The organism is Shimia sp. R10_1, assembly GCF_017744095.1.
In the GTDB taxonomy this organism is placed as follows: domain Bacteria; phylum Pseudomonadota; class Alphaproteobacteria; order Rhodobacterales; family Rhodobacteraceae; genus Shimia.
On the sequence record NZ_JAGHQX010000001.1, the window covers coordinates 556,037 to 569,834 of the forward strand.

Below are 13,798 nucleotides of genomic sequence, written 5' to 3' on the forward strand. Positions count from 1 at the left end.
AACGCACGCACAAAACGACCAGTGTCCGCTCGAATCTTCAGAATTAATTCTCAGAAAGGAGTCTTAATAACAGACACAAGAAAGTCTGTTACTGGTGCGGGTGGAGGGACTTGAACCCCCACGCCTCGCGGCGCCAGAACCTAAATCTGGTGCGTCTACCAATTCCGCCACACCCGCACAGTCCGCGCTTCCTAGCAAAGCTTGAAACGGGATGCGAGAGGAAAAATGCGTCCGACGCGAAGGTTTTTTCATTTTCTTCAAAGCAGCAGATTTTGCAAAACAAAACGTCTGACATCGGAGCGTCACACACCCTGCCCTTTGGCACATAGAGAGCCTTGAAAAACCTGCTCTCCTTCAGCGTCCAGATCCGCCCTCAGCGATCAAGCCGCGCAGCACCTGTGGCAAGGTCTCCGGCAAGTCTTCTGCAATCAACCCCGGACCAAAAGCACGTGCACACTCCACATGCAGCCAGGCCGCCATTTCAGTTGCCTGCTGCGGCGCAAGCCCCCTTGCCAAGAGCCCTGTGATGAATCCCGCAAGCACATCCCCCGATCCAGCCGTCGCCAACCAAGGCGCGCTGCGCTCATACACTGCCGCGTTCACGCTACACATGCCATTGGGCGAGGCAATCACCGTATCCGGCCCCTTGAACAAAACCGTGCACCCTGCCCGCACCGCGGCTTCGCGCGTGGCATCCACTTTGGAGCAAGCTGGGCCTTTGATGGGCGGCGCGGCCAGGCGTTCGGCAATATCCGGAAACAGCCGCGCAAATTCGCCCGCATGCGGGGTAAGCACAACACGCTCATGCAGAATCTCAAAAAGCCGCTCTGGTTCCTCGGCAAACGCGCTCAACGCATCAGCGTCCAAAACTGTCGCGCGCTTTGTCTTCAACGCCACCGGTACAAGAGCCCGCGCACGCTCCTGTCCCAACCCCGGCCCAAGGCAAAGCGCATTGATCCGCGAATCTTTCAACACCTCTGCAAAGCCTTCAGCATCTGCCACCCGCTGCAACATCAACGCCGTGATCTGACAGGCCACCTCCTGCTGCGCCGCTGGCGGCACCCCAAGTGTCACCAACCCCGCCCCAATCCGAAGCGCGGCACGCGCCGAGAGCCGCGCAGCACCGGTTTTGCCAGCCTCGCCAGAAAGGATGAGCGCATGACCATGAGAGAATTTGTGGTGAGGCGCCTCTTTGTTCAAATAATCAAAGGCTACGCTTGCCTCTCGCACAGGTTTTTCAGCTGGAACCACTTGGCTATGCCTCTCAAGCAGGCCGATGTCTTTGACAGTTACGGCTTCACAAAAGGCCGGCCCGTCTTTTAGAACATGCCCGAGCTTCTTGCGGTGAAAAGACACGGTCAGGTCCGCCGCGATACAGCTCCCCAACACCGCGCCGCTGTCGCTGCACAGCCCGGTCGGAACATCGACCGCCACCACCTTACAGCCCCTCTCCGCCATAATGCTGCGCAGGTGAGGATCGGCAAAGAAGGAAAACACCGACTGAAATGGGCGGCTCAGTCCCGTGCCAAACAGCGCATCGACAACAAGATCGCATTGGCCCTTAATGTGTAAACTGTCGTCCACCAGCGGCGGGGGATTAATGGCACGCGCGGTCACCGTCCCCAAATCACACCAACGCTCGTAGTTCACCCGCGCATCTGGCGGCAATTTCTCCGCATCCCCGTAAAGAAACACATCCAGCTCCCAGCCAAGCTGATGCAAGAGCCGCGCCACCACAAAACCGTCCCCGCCATTGTTGCCCGGCCCACAAAGCACAACCGCCCGCTTTCTCTTTCCTGAAGTATCCCGGGGGCATGGGGGCTGCCCCCCATCAAAAGCTGCGTTTGGGGGCTGACCGCCTTCCAAACCATCCTCTCGGAGCGGCTTGTCCTGCAAAGCGCCAGCATCGCCCAACGCTGGCCAGCGCTCAAAAAAAGCCTCAACCACGCCCTGCCCGGCCCGCTCCATCAGCTCCAGACCCGTCACGTCACCCGACTCAATTGCGGTTCGCTCAATGGCGCGCATTTGGGCAGCCGTCAAAATTTCGCTCATTCTCAATGCATCCCGCGATTCAATTTCGCCCATTTACGCGCCTAACTGCCTATTTTTTAATCACACAGCATGTTTCCGATAGGCGCATTCACCTCCTGTTACCCTATCCAATTGTGAGCCCCAATCGAAAGTGGTCTGTCATCAATCAAGAACGCACCTGAGGAGGAGCCTCCACATGAAAAAGATCGAAGCCATCATCAAGCCGTTCAAGCTTGATGAAGTCAAAGAAGCCCTTCAGGATTTTGGCATCCAGGGTCTGAGCGTTGTCGAAGTCAAAGGCTTCGGTCGTCAGAAAGGCCACACAGAACTTTATCGTGGCGCGGAATATGTTGTGGACTTCCTGCCCAAGGTGAAAATCGAAGTTGTGCTTGAGGCCGATCAGGTCGACGGCGCAATCGAAGCCATTGTGAATGCCGCCAAAACCGACAAGATCGGCGACGGCAAGATCTTCGTCTCCCCCGTGGAGCAAGCCATTCGTATCCGTACCGGCGAGTCCGGCGCGGACGCGCTTTAAAACACCAGAAATTTTACTCAATCAGAAGGACAAAGGGAATGAGCGCAGACGCAGTTCTCCAGCTGATCAAAGACGAAGATGCGGCCTATGTCGACATCCGCTTCACCGACACACGCGGCAAGCTGCAGCACGTGACCGTGGACGTAGACCTCGTTGACGAAGACTTCCTCGAAGAAGGCTTCATGTTTGACGGGTCCTCCATCGCTGGCTGGAAATCCATCGAAAACTCCGACATGAAACTGATCCCAGACACCACCTCTGCGTATGTGGATCCGTTCTATGCTGAGAAAACCATCTGCATCCACTGCTCCATCGTTGAGCCTGACACCGGCGAAGCTTATGAGCGTGACCCACGCGGCACCGCCGAAAAAGCAGAAGCATATCTGAAGTCCTCCGGCATCGGTGATGTGGCTTACATGGGCCCAGAAGCGGAATTCTTCCTGTTCGACGACGTTCGTTTTGAAAACAAAATCAACAAAGTATCCTACGAAGTTGATGCGATCGACGGGTCCTGGAACACCGACACCGAATACGAAATGGGCAACATGGGCCACCGCCCTGGCGTCAAAGGCGGCTACTTCCCAGTAAACCCAACCGACGACAGCCACGACCTGCGCTCCGAGATGCTCTCCACCATGAAGCGTCTGGGCATGAAAACAGACAAGCACCACCACGAAGTGGCGTCCTGTCAGCACGAGCTGGGTCTGATCTTTGACAGCCTGACCAAGCAAGCGGACGAGCTGCAGAAGTACAAATACGTGATCCACAACGTGGCTGCGTCCTACGGCAAATCCGCCACCTTCATGCCAAAGCCGATCTACGGCGACAACGGTACCGGCATGCACGTGAACATGTCCATCTGGAAAGACGGCAAGCCGCTCTTTGCAGGCGACAAATACGCGGACCTGTCTGACGAAGCTCTGTACTTCATCGGCGGCATCCTGAAGCACGCAAAAACTCTGAACGCCTTCACCAACCCATCGACCAACTCCTACAAGCGTCTGATCCCGGGTTTTGAAGCACCAGTTCTGCGCGCCTACTCCGCACGCAACCGCTCCGGCTGTGTCCGTATCCCATGGACCGAAAGCCCAAAAGCCAAGCGTGTTGAAGCCCGCTTCCCAGATCCATCCGCCAACCCATACCTGTGCTTCGCAGCGCTGCTGATGGCTGGCCTGGACGGCATCAAGAACAAAATCCACCCTGGCGAAGCCATGGACAAGAACCTCTATGATCTTCCTGCGGAAGAGCTGGCCGGTATCCCAACCGTCTGTGGCTCCCTGCGCGAAGCTCTGGACGCTCTGGAAGCAGATCACGAATTCCTGCTGGCAGGTGACGTGTTCACCAAAGACCAGATCGAAGGCTACATCGAGCTGAAGATGGAAGAGGTGGAGCACTATGAGCACACCCCGCACCCCGTCGAATTCGGCATGTACTACAGCTGCTAAGCTTTAGTGGGACAGTGATAAGAAAGGGCGCTCCTCGGGGCGCCCTTTTTGTTGTTTACCCCATAGCGTATTGTCCTAAGAGCTTCCTGAAAGGCTGCAACGCAAATGACCCGAGACTTCGCGCATTCCTGGCGTCCACACAATTCCATCAGAGTAAAAGCGCTTGGCCTTCATTGGCGTGAGAACCGCCTTCTGGCCGCCCGTGTGTTTGATGACAGTGGCAAACTCAAAGGTGTCCGCCCCCTTGGCGGAACCATCGAGTTTGGAGAAACGGCTCAGAACGCCCTCTTGCGCGAATTTCACGAAGAACTCGATCTGCAAGATGGGCCAAAGCTCTTCCCCGAAGGCTTGAAAGACAGACTCCTTCAAGGTCGCGCCAGTTTGACGGGTTAGCGCACCCCCTCGCGCCCCTTATCCACCCGGTAATACGCCCACAGCAGCCGCGCCGCCACGCTCCTCCACGGCGACCACGCCTCGGCCATCTCCCGCAACGCCCGCTCTTTGGGCCGATCCGACAAGTCAAACAGCATCCGCGCACTCTCCTGTAGCGCGAGATCACCCGGCGCAAACACATCTGCGCGGCCCAGCGAAAACATCGCGTAAATCTCCGCCGTCCAGATGCCAATGCCACTCACTTTGGTGAGGGTTTTGAAAACCACCTCATTTGGAGCCTCGCGCAGCGCATCAAAATCAATTCCCTCGGCCGCCAACGCCCGCGCATAACGCATCTTCTGACGGCTCAGGCCCACGGCCTTCAAGTCCTCTTCGCTCGCAGCCATCACAGCCTCTGGCGTCACCAGCCGTGCCTCCTGCATCCGTCCCCAGATCGCCGCCGCAGAGGCCACGCTCACCTGCTGACTGACAATGGCGCTCAGAAGCTGGTCAAACCCATCAGGTCGCAGCCGCAGCGGCAAGTCCCCGGTCAGCGCCAGCGCGCGCTCAAACCGCGCATCCTGCGCCGCAAGCCAGGCGGCACCTTCTGCGACACAGGCATCTGTTCTGATAATCCGACCAACTGTCAAAGCCCGCCTCCCTTTTTCTGCACCTTCAGCTTTAGGGGCATGCGCCGCGCCGCTCAACACCCCAAACCGATCCCCCCCCGCCTAGCCTGCGCAGCATCGCGCGCAACCCGTTTCCTGCGCAATCGATATTGGGAATGCACACATTCAAAAATCGTGATCCGTATATGTGTTCGCAATGCTGGACGCGCGGTCGTGAAGAAGCTAACGATTGGCGCATGAGCACACTTGTAGACGACTCCCGCGCCCGCCGTACCGTTTTCATTCTGGTTCTGGCGCAAGCCTTCCTTGGCGCACAAATGCCGATGATCTTCACCATTGGCGGCCTCGCCGGGCAATCGCTGGCGTCAAACCTGTGCTTTGCGACGCTCCCAATTTCGCTGATCGTTCTGGGCTCCATGCTGTCTGCGGCGCCGATCTCCAACATCATGCAAAAATATGGCCGCCGCGTCGGCTTCATGATTGGTGCGCTTGGCGGCGCCCTTGGCGGGGCAATTGGCGCCTATGGTCTCTACCTAAACTCCTTCCCTGTGTTCCTGATCGGGTCCTTCCTGACCGGCGTCTATATGTCTGCACAGGGATTTTACCGCTTTGCCGCTGCGGATACCGCCTCCGATGAGTTTCGCCCCAAGGCGATTTCTTACGTCATGGCAGGTGGGCTGCTCTCCGCCATCATCGGCCCTCAGCTGGTGAAGGTGACCTCAGATGCGATGATCATCCCCTTCATGGGCACCTACATCGGTGTGATTGCGCTGAACGTCATCGGCTCGCTTTTGTTCCTCTTCATCGACATCCCAACGCCTGAAGCGCCCAAAGAGGATGCCCCGCAGGGCCGCACCCGCTGGGAGCTGATCACAACACCCCGCATCGCGGTGGCCGTGATCTGTGCCATGGTGTCTTATGCGCTGATGAACCTCGTGATGACCTCCACGCCACTGGCCGTGGTTGGCTGCGGCTTTGAACAAAACGACGCAGCCGATATTGTCACCGCCCACGTGCTCGCTATGTTTGCGCCCTCCTTCTTCACCGGCCACCTAATCGCACGCTTTGGGGTTGAGAAAATCCTCGCACTTGGCCTGCTGATCCTCGCGGGTGCCGGGGCTGTGGCGCTTCAGGGCGTGGCGCTTGAAAACTTCTTCATCGCGCTCATCCTGCTGGGCCTTGGTTGGAACTTCGGCTTCATTGGCGCCACCACCATGCTGGCCGGCGCACATGAGCCAAGCGAACGCGGCCGCATGCAGGGCATGAACGACTTCATCGTCTTTGGTGGCGTGACCGTGGCATCGCTCGCTTCCGGGGGCCTGATGAATTGTTCCGGTGGCAGCGCCGTGGCCGGCTGGACCAGCGTCAACCTCGCCATGGCGCCCTTCCTGATGCTGGCCGGTGGCGCGTTGATCTGGCTCGTGATGCGGCCCCAAGAAGAGGCCGCCTAAACACTATAATGCGGCGCGCTTACCAGCGTCCGCTGAGCGCCCGCCACATCAGGCCCGCGCGTTTGCCAAATTCACTTATGCCCAGCGCACCGGCGGCAACACGTGCGGGCTCTTGGGCGGCTTGCCGTAAAATCGCCTCCGCCTGCCAAGCAGCCAGAAACGCCTGCCCCGCGCCAGCCGTCACATCTTTGCGCCGTGCTCTAGCCGCACGCAGCCGTGCAAGCCCTGCCTCTGCCAATGCCGCCACCGCCTCTGGCCGCCCGTCGACCAGCGGCACACGTTTGGCCTCTTCCAGCGCAGGGATAGCCTGCAACCAATTGGCCAGCCCCAGCACATACCCCACATCTCGCGCCACCTGCGGCGGACACGCTCCCAATGCCTGCGCAGCCACCTGCATCAACCCACCTGCAGTCGCCTCGATATACCGCTCAAAATGCGCCGCATCTTCAAACGGGTCGCGATAGATGTCCCAACGCCGCGCTTCGATCAGCTGATCGAGAACCTCAGTCCCTGCAGCGTCCAGCACCAGCGCCAAAGGCGTGACCACCTCATGGCGCCGCACCACGTCCCCTGCGCGGATCTCCTCCAGCGCATCGCGCCACCATTGCAGGCGCATCTCTGCAATCATGCTTTCCTGCGTCACCCAGGGCGCACGCGCAACTTCGGCGTTAAACGCATAGATCGGCAAAAGTTTCTCACGCGCGTTTGGGTCAGTCGCCATGGTTGCGGCAAAGCGATCCGGATCGGCGCGCTGCACCAACGCAGCACAGGCCGCCAGATCATCTGCCGCCTCCCCATTCACGATGACGCGCCCTCCGTCATCCCCGTGCGACCTCTGTGCCCTCATGCACAAGCTTCCAGTTCAGCGCATCCAACAGAGCGCCAAAGCTCGCATCCACGATGTTGGAGGATACCCCCACGGTCGCCCAGTGCCGTCCCTTGCTGTCCTCAAAATCTATGATCACGCGCGTCACAGCTTCGGTGCCCCCATTGGTGATACGCACCTTAAAATCCACCAGCCGCACATCGTCAATGATCCCCTGATAGGGGCCAAGATCAGACTTCAGCGCCTGCCAGAGTGCGTTCACCGGCCCTTCATCACTCAGATCATCGGCATGATCGTTTTTGAAAAAGCTTGTGGTCTTGGCCCCATTGGGCAGCTGCACGGTGACCACCGCTTCGCTTTCCACCACAGTTGCCCCACGCGCATTGCGCCGCCGCTCAGAAATCACACGGTAGCGTTCCACATCAAAGTAGGTCGCCCCAAGCCCCAGCGCCTCCCGCGCGAGCAACTCAAAACTCGCCTGCGCCGTGTCATAGCTATAGCCTTTGGCCTCAGCCACTTTGATCCGCTCTAGGATCTCGCCCAACGCCGGGTTGCCCTTCTCGACACTCAGCCCCGCGTCGCTCAGCCGTTTGCGCAGATTGCTCTGCCCCGCTTGGTTGGACATCGGAATGATGCGCTCGTTGCCAACCACCGCCGGGTCGATATGCTCATAAGTGCTGGGATCTTTCAGGATCGCACTGGCATGCAGCCCCGCCTTATGCGCGAAAGCGCTCGCCCCCACATAAGCTGCCTGCCGCATCGGCACGCGGTTCAGAATATCATCCAACATCCGGCTCGCCCGTGTCAGCCCGGAAAGCCCCTCTTTGCTTACACCAATCTCAAACTGGCTGGCATATGGCTCTTTGAGCAGCAGTGTCGGGATCAGCGTGGTCAGATTGGCATTGCCGCAGCGTTCTCCCAGCCCGTTGAGGGTGCCCTGAATATGGCGCGCGCCCGCATCAATCGCGGCCAGCGAGTTCGCCACCGCATGCTCGGTGTCATTATGGGTGTGAATGCCCAGATGATCGCCGGGAATGCCCGCTGCAATCACCGCTTTGGTGATCTCATAGATCTCACGTGGCAAAGCCCCACCATTGGTGTCACACAGCACAATCCAACGCGCCCCGGCCTCGTAGGCCGCTTTCACAGCCTCCAGCGCATAGTCCGGATTGGCCTTATAGCCATCAAAGAAATGTTCGGCATCAAACAGCGCCTCACGCCCCTGCGCAACCATATGCGCCATGGATTTTGCGATGTTTTCGGTGTTTTCCGCCAGCGTGATGCCCAGCGCCTTGGTCACATGAAAATCATGGCTCTTGCCGACCAGACAGACCGCCTCCGTGCCCGCATTCAATACGGCGGCCAGCACATCGTCATTTTCCGCCGACATGCCCGCCCGTTTGGTCATGCCAAATGCGGTGAAAGTCGCGGCCAGCTTGGGCTTGGTGTCAAAGAACGCACTGTCGGTGGGGTTCGCGCCGGGCCAACCGCCCTCGATGTAATCCACACCAAGCGCATCCAGCGCCGCCGCAATCTGCGTTTTGTCCTCGGTGGAGAATTGCACACCCTGTGTCTGCTGCCCGTCGCGCAGCGTCGTGTCATAAAGATAGAGGCGCTCTTTGGTCATTGCTCGCTCCCGCTGGCCCGTCTTTTTCTTGGTATCAAAATCTCAGTCGGGCCGTTTGCGGCCCGACCAGCGCGTGACCAACGTCACAGCAGCCCTTCCAGTTTGGCCGCATCAAAGCCAGCCGCTGCCAGCAACTCTACTCCAGCCTTGCTCATGCGCACCTCGACCCCGGCCTCTGTCAGCACCGTCTTGATCCGGTCCACATCAGAGAAATCCTTGGTCTCCATAGCCGTCGCCCGCGCATCTGCCAGAAGTGTTTCATAGGCCGACAGATCAACACCTTCAGCCCAGGCGCCCATCTCCTCGGTCAACAAACCCAAGAACTGCGCCCCCGCCAACAGCGACGCCGCATCGCCCGCACTCGCGAACTGATGCAAAGCGGTAATCGCGCCTGCGGTGTTCAGATCATCCGCCACAGGCTGCAACACCTCTGCGGGCACGCTGGTCGCAGGCTCGATGCCTGCGGTCAGCGTCCGCCACTTGCGCAACGTCGCCTCGGCCTCCGCCGCCTTCTTGGCGGTCCAGTCCATCGGCTTGCCATAATGGGTGGACAGGAACACAAAGCGGATCACCTCCCCGGGCACACCCGGGTTGCCATCATGCCCGTCCAGCAAATCGCGCACGGTGAAGAAGTTGCCCAAGGACTTGGACATCTTCTTGCCCTCCACCTGCAGCATCTCGTTGTGCAGCCAATAGTTGGCCATCGGCGCGCCTTTGTTGGCACAGCAGCTTTGCGCGATCTCATTTTCATGGTGCGGGAACATCAGATCATTGCCGCCGCCGTGAATGTCAAAAGACGCGCCCAGAATTTCATAAGACATCGCCGAGCACTCAATGTGCCAGCCCGGACGCCCCCGCCCCCATGGGCTGTCCCAACCGGGCAGATCCTCGCTTGAAGGCTTCCAGAGCACAAAATCCATCGGATCTTCTTTGTAGCTCGCCACCTCAACCCGCGCGCCCGCGATCATATCATCCACCGAGCGGCCGGAGAGCTTGCCGTAGTCGTCATATTTGCGCACCCGGAATAGTACATGCCCGTCATGGGCATAGGCAAACCCATCCGCGATCAGCGTTTCGATCATGGTGATCATCTGCGCGATGTACTGCGTCGCGCGGGGCATGTGGTTTGGCTCCATCGCCCCCAAAGCCCCCATATCATCGAGATACCATTGGGTGGTTTCAGCTGTGATTTCCCCAATCGCACGCCCGCTTTCGGCTGCACGCGCGTTGATCTTGTCATCCACGTCGGTGAAGTTGCGCACATAGGTCACAGCATCCTTGCCATAGACCTCCCGCAACAGGCGGTAAAGCACGTCAAACACCACCACAGGCCGCGCATTGCCAATATGGGCGCGATCATAAACCGTCGGCCCACAGACATACATCCGCACATCATCTGCTTTGATTGGCGTAAAAATCTCTTTCTTACGGCTCAGAGTGTTGTGCAGCGTGATCTCAGTTCGGATCTCAGTCATAAGTGGCTCCTCAGCACACGGGTTTCGCGTGGCGGGCTTACCAACTCTGTCTCATTTTTGAAAGTGAAGACCGGCCCGCGTGACGATGTCAGCAGGTAATGCAGCAGCAAATAATGGTGGCGCATACGGTGTTCATAGCGGCGACCCTAGGCGGCACACGTCTATGCGTCAAGGCGTGAAACGGCAGCAGCAAAACAAAACCCCACCGCACCATAGGTCGGGTGCGATGGGGCAATGCGTTTCACCTGCAAACAGGTGTCAGCAATGTGCGAAAGCGTCAGACAAACATCAGGTCTGTTTCAGTTTCCACAGTCAGCAGGTTGAACCCACCGGTGGTATCAACAAAGCCAAAGGTTGTCGCACCGCCCGCAGACGGGAACGCGAAGTTTGCAGCAGAGGCAAGATCGCCCACGTTGTCAAAGCTCTGCGCCCCAAAACCGAGATCAATGGTGATTGTGTCATCACCGCGACCAAAGTCCTTGATCACGTCGTTGCCGCCGTTGAAAATGAACTCATCCGCGCCGCTGCCGCCGATCATTGTGTCATTGCCGGCGCCACCATCCAGAACATCATCGCCCTGGTTGCCAAACAGAATATCGTTACCCTCGCCGCCAAACAGCTGGTCATTCATGTTGGCGCGCGCGCCTTGCAGCTTCTCGTGACGCGCTGAGTCAGAATAATCACCATAGATCAGGTCATTGCCCGCGCCGCCATAAACAAAATCGTTGCCAGCGCCAGCTTTAACGAAATCATTGCCACCCTCAGCAAAAACAAAGTCATCGCCTGTGTTGCTGGCGATCACATCATCGTCCTGACCACCGATCAAACGGTCATTGCCACGGCCACCGGTTGCCAGAATTGGCGCCTGACCGGCCTGCTCCGCTTGCTGGGCACCACCGTTGGTGATCACACCCGTGACGTCCAGCGCATTAAAGGAGTCGTCTGCGCCGCCAAAGGCACGCACATTGTTCTCAACGGACACAGTGTCATCATTTACTGCATCAGTCTCAAACGACACGAGGCCCTTCTTCATGGCTTTCGCAGTGCCACGAATGTTCAGCGTCACCACATCGCCGGTGTAGTCCACACCGTCCGCGTTCAGACGAGTGGAGCCAAATAGCTGGCCCGGGTTTGCGCTGGCCGAAACCGCACCGGTCAACGCCCCATACCAGGCAGATTGTCCCTGGAACCATGTTTCAAAAATCGTGCTGCCATTAAAATCAAGAGAGGTAGTAGCCATTAGATTACTCAAGTTAGAATTGTACGATCGTCTTTCTACATTGAATAAAATTTTCTGCAACATGACGCGGGAATTTAATTAACATATAGTTAATTTTAATATTTAGGGGCGGATTGGTCTGAATTGCAATAAAGTACCCCAAGGCGCAGTATGTTCAGGATACCTAGTTTTCATGTTTAACTACATAACCTTAACTCGATTTAGTTTAGGTTCCTCATAGCAATAGCAGCTGGTGCCAATCCGCGCACGCGTCTTACGCCCCAATGGCATCGGCAGTTTCATCGTTCGAAGACCGCCACCTTGTGAATACACGCTAAAGGATATTCCAACCACTGTAGTTGCCGCCCCAATCCAGCTCACCGGGCCATAACGCTCCCCCAGCAGCGCCACACCAACAACCAGCCCAACCGCCGCCGCTACATAACCGATCTGGCTCAACAGCACGGGGCCACCCAGCTTTTGCAGCCGGAAGTACGCCGGGAAGGTCAGCGCCGCCGCGAGCGCCTGCACGCCAGCGGCCCAGGGCACCGCTGAAAGCGTCGCCAAAGGCACCCCGTCGCCCTGCCAGAGCATCGCCGCCACCAGCGCCACAATCGCAACCCCATGGCTCCAGAACGCCAGCGCCATCGGATGCGCGCCAGCTGGCCAATCCAGCGTGCGATAAACGTTGCCCGCCGCCAAAATCAGCGGAATCGCCAACCCGGCAAGCGACCACCAGAGCGTGCCTTCCACACCGCCCCGTCCAAAGGCGACCAGCAACGCGCCGATCAGGCCCATTCCAATGCCCCAAAGCCCCAAACGTCCGGGGGCTTTCATGCCAAACAGGACAGACAGAGCAAGCGTCGCGACCGGAGAGAGGGCAAACATCATGCCCACCTGCCCCGCGCCAAGCTTGGGCACCAGAGCAAAGATCATCAGGTTGATCCCGGCAAAACTCACCAAGCCGGAAATCACCACATAGCGCAGCATTCGCCCACGCGGCAGTCGCAACAAACCACGCACGCCCAGCACCGGCAGCAAACTCAGGCTCGCCCCCATCGACACAAGCAACGCCCACATCATGGGGGACACTCCCGCAGCAAAGGAAACTTTGCTCAGTGGAAACCCAACGCCCAGCAGCGTCCCGCACCAGATCAACAGCCCCACCGGCCCGAGGCTCACATCCCTACGCATAGCTGATCACCTCATATTCGATGTCATCCGGCCCATCGAAATAAAACCGCTTTCCCGGCTCGTAGTCTGCATGGCTGGTCGGCTCAAACCCTGCCGCCTTCACCCGTGCCTCAATCAGGTCGAGATCGCGCACCACGATCCCCACATGGTTCAGCCCACCGGCGCGGTAATAGCTGTTTTCCGCGTTCTGAATATCCACGGGCGGCGCATAGAGCGCGAGATAGCTTTCTGCCTCTCCGACATGCACGCTATAGCCCCCATGAATGGACTCCCCTTCCCAGCGCACCGTCCAGTCAAACAGATCACACAGGACCGCTGCAGTTGCCTTTGGATCGCGCACCGTCAGGTTCACATGCTCAAGTTTCATCTCTCTGGTCCTTTCTCAAATTCAACGATGGACTCAGCGTAATTCTTCAAGTTAACTTGAACTCAAGAAGTTTTTATCATTTAAAAACAATGGTCACATGAAACAGAAGCCCGCCCTTCGCCTGCGCCCCACCGGTTTGACGATTGGTCAGATTGCCGAACGGACCGGTCTCGCCCCCTCCGCGATCCGCTTTTATGAGGAACAGGGCATCGTGTTTCCACATCGCACCGACACCGGCCAACGCCGCTATGAACGTGCAGACATCCGCCGCCTGTCCTTTGTGATGATTTCTCAATCAATGGGCTTTTCGATCACGGAAATCCGCGAAGCCCTCGCCACATTGCCGGAAAATCGCACGCCCACAAAAGCGGATTGGGCGGCGATTTCCGAAACCTTCCGAAACGCGCTGGATGCGCGCATTGCACAAATGCAGGCGCTGCGGGATCGGCTCGATGGGTGCATCGGCTGTGGCTGCCTCAGCCTGTCCAACTGCAAGCTTTACAACCCCGAAGACCGTGCGCGCACGCGAGGCACCGGGCCACGTTATCTGTTGGGCGACACGCCCTCAGATTTATAAGCGCACTCTCATGACCGCCAGAGTGTCGCAACGCAGGCAGCTGCAAGTGC

The 13,798-nt window shown here is 58.3% G+C and carries 13 protein-coding genes and 1 tRNA gene; 5 read left to right on the top strand and 9 right to left on the bottom strand.

All coding sequences use genetic code 11. The annotated features are described in order from the left end of the window. Positions 1–92 precede the first annotated feature (92 nt). Together J7413_RS02500 and J7413_RS02505 are read right to left on the bottom strand one after the other, a co-directional pair. Positions 93–177, bottom strand: a tRNA-Leu gene (locus J7413_RS02500). A 177-nt stretch (positions 178–354) separates the two neighbouring features. Next, complete coding sequence (locus J7413_RS02505; protein WP_209096047.1) at positions 355–2,052, bottom strand: NAD(P)H-hydrate dehydratase; 1,698 nt, start codon at positions 2,050–2,052, stop codon at positions 355–357. 175 nt (positions 2,053–2,227) lie between these two features. On the opposite strand from J7413_RS02505, the gene J7413_RS02510 reads away from it, so the two are divergent. The 3 genes from J7413_RS02510 (at position 2,228) to J7413_RS02520 (ending at position 4,404) form a co-directional block, all read left to right on the top strand. Then, positions 2,228–2,566, top strand: a complete 339-nt coding sequence (locus J7413_RS02510; RefSeq protein ID WP_209096049.1) for a P-II family nitrogen regulator — start codon at positions 2,228–2,230, stop codon at positions 2,564–2,566. Positions 2,567–2,604: 38 nt separating this feature from the next. Beyond that, positions 2,605–4,011: a type I glutamate--ammonia ligase gene (gene glnA / locus J7413_RS02515; protein WP_209096051.1), complete on the top strand. Its 1,407-nt coding sequence runs from the start codon at positions 2,605–2,607 to the stop codon at positions 4,009–4,011. A gap of 105 nt (positions 4,012–4,116) precedes the next feature. After that, the gene (locus tag J7413_RS02520; RefSeq protein ID WP_209096053.1) at positions 4,117–4,404 is read left to right on the top strand and encodes an NUDIX domain-containing protein; all 288 of its coding nucleotides are present in this window, start codon (positions 4,117–4,119) and stop codon (positions 4,402–4,404) included. On the opposite strand, the gene J7413_RS02525 is transcribed toward J7413_RS02520, so the two are convergent. Beyond that, positions 4,401–5,033 carry a DNA-3-methyladenine glycosylase 2 family protein gene (locus tag J7413_RS02525; protein WP_209096055.1) on the bottom strand — a complete coding sequence of 211 codons (633 nt, stop codon included), beginning with the start codon at positions 5,031–5,033 and terminating at the stop codon, positions 4,401–4,403. The two genes, J7413_RS02520 and J7413_RS02525, sit on opposite strands and share 4 nt — an antisense overlap. A gap of 215 nt (positions 5,034–5,248) precedes the next feature. Between J7413_RS02525 and J7413_RS02530 the strand changes: the two genes are divergently transcribed. Then, the gene (locus tag J7413_RS02530) at positions 5,249–6,463 is read left to right on the top strand and encodes an MFS transporter (protein WP_209096057.1); all 1,215 of its coding nucleotides are present in this window, start codon (positions 5,249–5,251) and stop codon (positions 6,461–6,463) included. A 19-nt stretch (positions 6,464–6,482) separates the two neighbouring features. Here the strand turns inward: J7413_RS02530 and J7413_RS02535 are convergent, their stop codons facing one another. The 6 genes from J7413_RS02535 to J7413_RS02560 all read right to left on the bottom strand — a co-directional run bounded on the left by J7413_RS02535 (position 6,483) and on the right by J7413_RS02560 (position 13,171). Continuing rightward, positions 6,483–7,310, bottom strand: a complete 828-nt coding sequence (locus J7413_RS02535; protein ID WP_209096066.1) for a squalene/phytoene synthase family protein — start codon at positions 7,308–7,310, stop codon at positions 6,483–6,485. Next, a complete protein-coding gene (gene cimA / locus J7413_RS02540; protein WP_209096068.1) occupies positions 7,282–8,916 on the bottom strand; it encodes a citramalate synthase in 1,635 nt (544 codons plus the stop codon). The genes J7413_RS02535 and cimA overlap by 29 nt, the downstream gene beginning before the upstream one ends. 83 nt (positions 8,917–8,999) lie before the next feature. Next, positions 9,000–10,391: a cysteine--tRNA ligase gene (cysS, locus tag J7413_RS02545; protein ID WP_209096070.1), complete on the bottom strand. Its 1,392-nt coding sequence runs from the start codon at positions 10,389–10,391 to the stop codon at positions 9,000–9,002. A 277-nt stretch (positions 10,392–10,668) separates the two neighbouring features. Further along, positions 10,669–11,631 (bottom strand): calcium-binding protein, encoded by a 963-nt coding sequence (locus tag J7413_RS02550; protein WP_209096072.1) that lies wholly within the window; start codon positions 11,629–11,631, stop codon positions 10,669–10,671. A 180-nt stretch (positions 11,632–11,811) separates the two neighbouring features. Continuing rightward, entirely contained in the window at positions 11,812–12,804 is a 993-nt protein-coding gene (locus J7413_RS02555) for a DMT family transporter (protein ID WP_209096074.1), read from the bottom strand. Continuing rightward, on the bottom strand, positions 12,797–13,171 hold the full coding sequence (locus J7413_RS02560) for a VOC family protein (RefSeq protein ID WP_209096076.1): 375 nt from the start codon (positions 13,169–13,171) through the stop codon (positions 12,797–12,799). Before J7413_RS02560 ends, J7413_RS02555 begins: the two co-directional genes overlap by 8 nt. A gap of 97 nt (positions 13,172–13,268) precedes the next feature. Between J7413_RS02560 and soxR the strand changes: the two genes are divergently transcribed. Beyond that, positions 13,269–13,748 (top strand): redox-sensitive transcriptional activator SoxR, encoded by a 480-nt coding sequence (soxR, locus tag J7413_RS02565; RefSeq protein ID WP_209096078.1) that lies wholly within the window; start codon positions 13,269–13,271, stop codon positions 13,746–13,748. The last annotated feature ends 50 nt before the right edge of the window (positions 13,749–13,798 follow it).

Excerpts from the sequence above, each read along its gene's own strand:
- J7413_RS02505 (WP_209096047.1), bottom strand. The coding sequence starts at position 2,052 with ATGAGCGAAATTTTGACGGCTGCCCAAATGCGCGCCATTGAGCGAACC.
- J7413_RS02535 (WP_209096066.1), bottom strand. The coding sequence starts at position 7,310 with ATGAGGGCACAGAGGTCGCACGGGGATGACGGAGGGCGCGTCATCGTG.
- soxR (WP_209096078.1), top strand. The coding sequence starts at position 13,269 with ATGAAACAGAAGCCCGCCCTTCGCCTGCGCCCCACCGGTTTGACGATT.
- J7413_RS02530 (WP_209096057.1), top strand. The coding sequence starts at position 5,249 with ATGAGCACACTTGTAGACGACTCCCGCGCCCGCCGTACCGTTTTCATT.
- J7413_RS02550 (WP_209096072.1), bottom strand. The coding sequence starts at position 11,631 with ATGGCTACTACCTCTCTTGATTTTAATGGCAGCACGATTTTTGAAACA.
- cimA (WP_209096068.1), bottom strand. The coding sequence starts at position 8,916 with ATGACCAAAGAGCGCCTCTATCTTTATGACACGACGCTGCGCGACGGG.
- glnA (WP_209096051.1), top strand. The coding sequence starts at position 2,605 with ATGAGCGCAGACGCAGTTCTCCAGCTGATCAAAGACGAAGATGCGGCC.
- J7413_RS02520 (WP_209096053.1), top strand. The coding sequence starts at position 4,117 with ATGACCCGAGACTTCGCGCATTCCTGGCGTCCACACAATTCCATCAGA.
- J7413_RS02555 (WP_209096074.1), bottom strand. The coding sequence starts at position 12,804 with ATGCGTAGGGATGTGAGCCTCGGGCCGGTGGGGCTGTTGATCTGGTGC.
- J7413_RS02560 (WP_209096076.1), bottom strand. The coding sequence starts at position 13,171 with ATGAAACTTGAGCATGTGAACCTGACGGTGCGCGATCCAAAGGCAACT.
- cysS (WP_209096070.1), bottom strand. The coding sequence starts at position 10,391 with ATGACTGAGATCCGAACTGAGATCACGCTGCACAACACTCTGAGCCGT.
- J7413_RS02510 (WP_209096049.1), top strand. The coding sequence starts at position 2,228 with ATGAAAAAGATCGAAGCCATCATCAAGCCGTTCAAGCTTGATGAAGTC.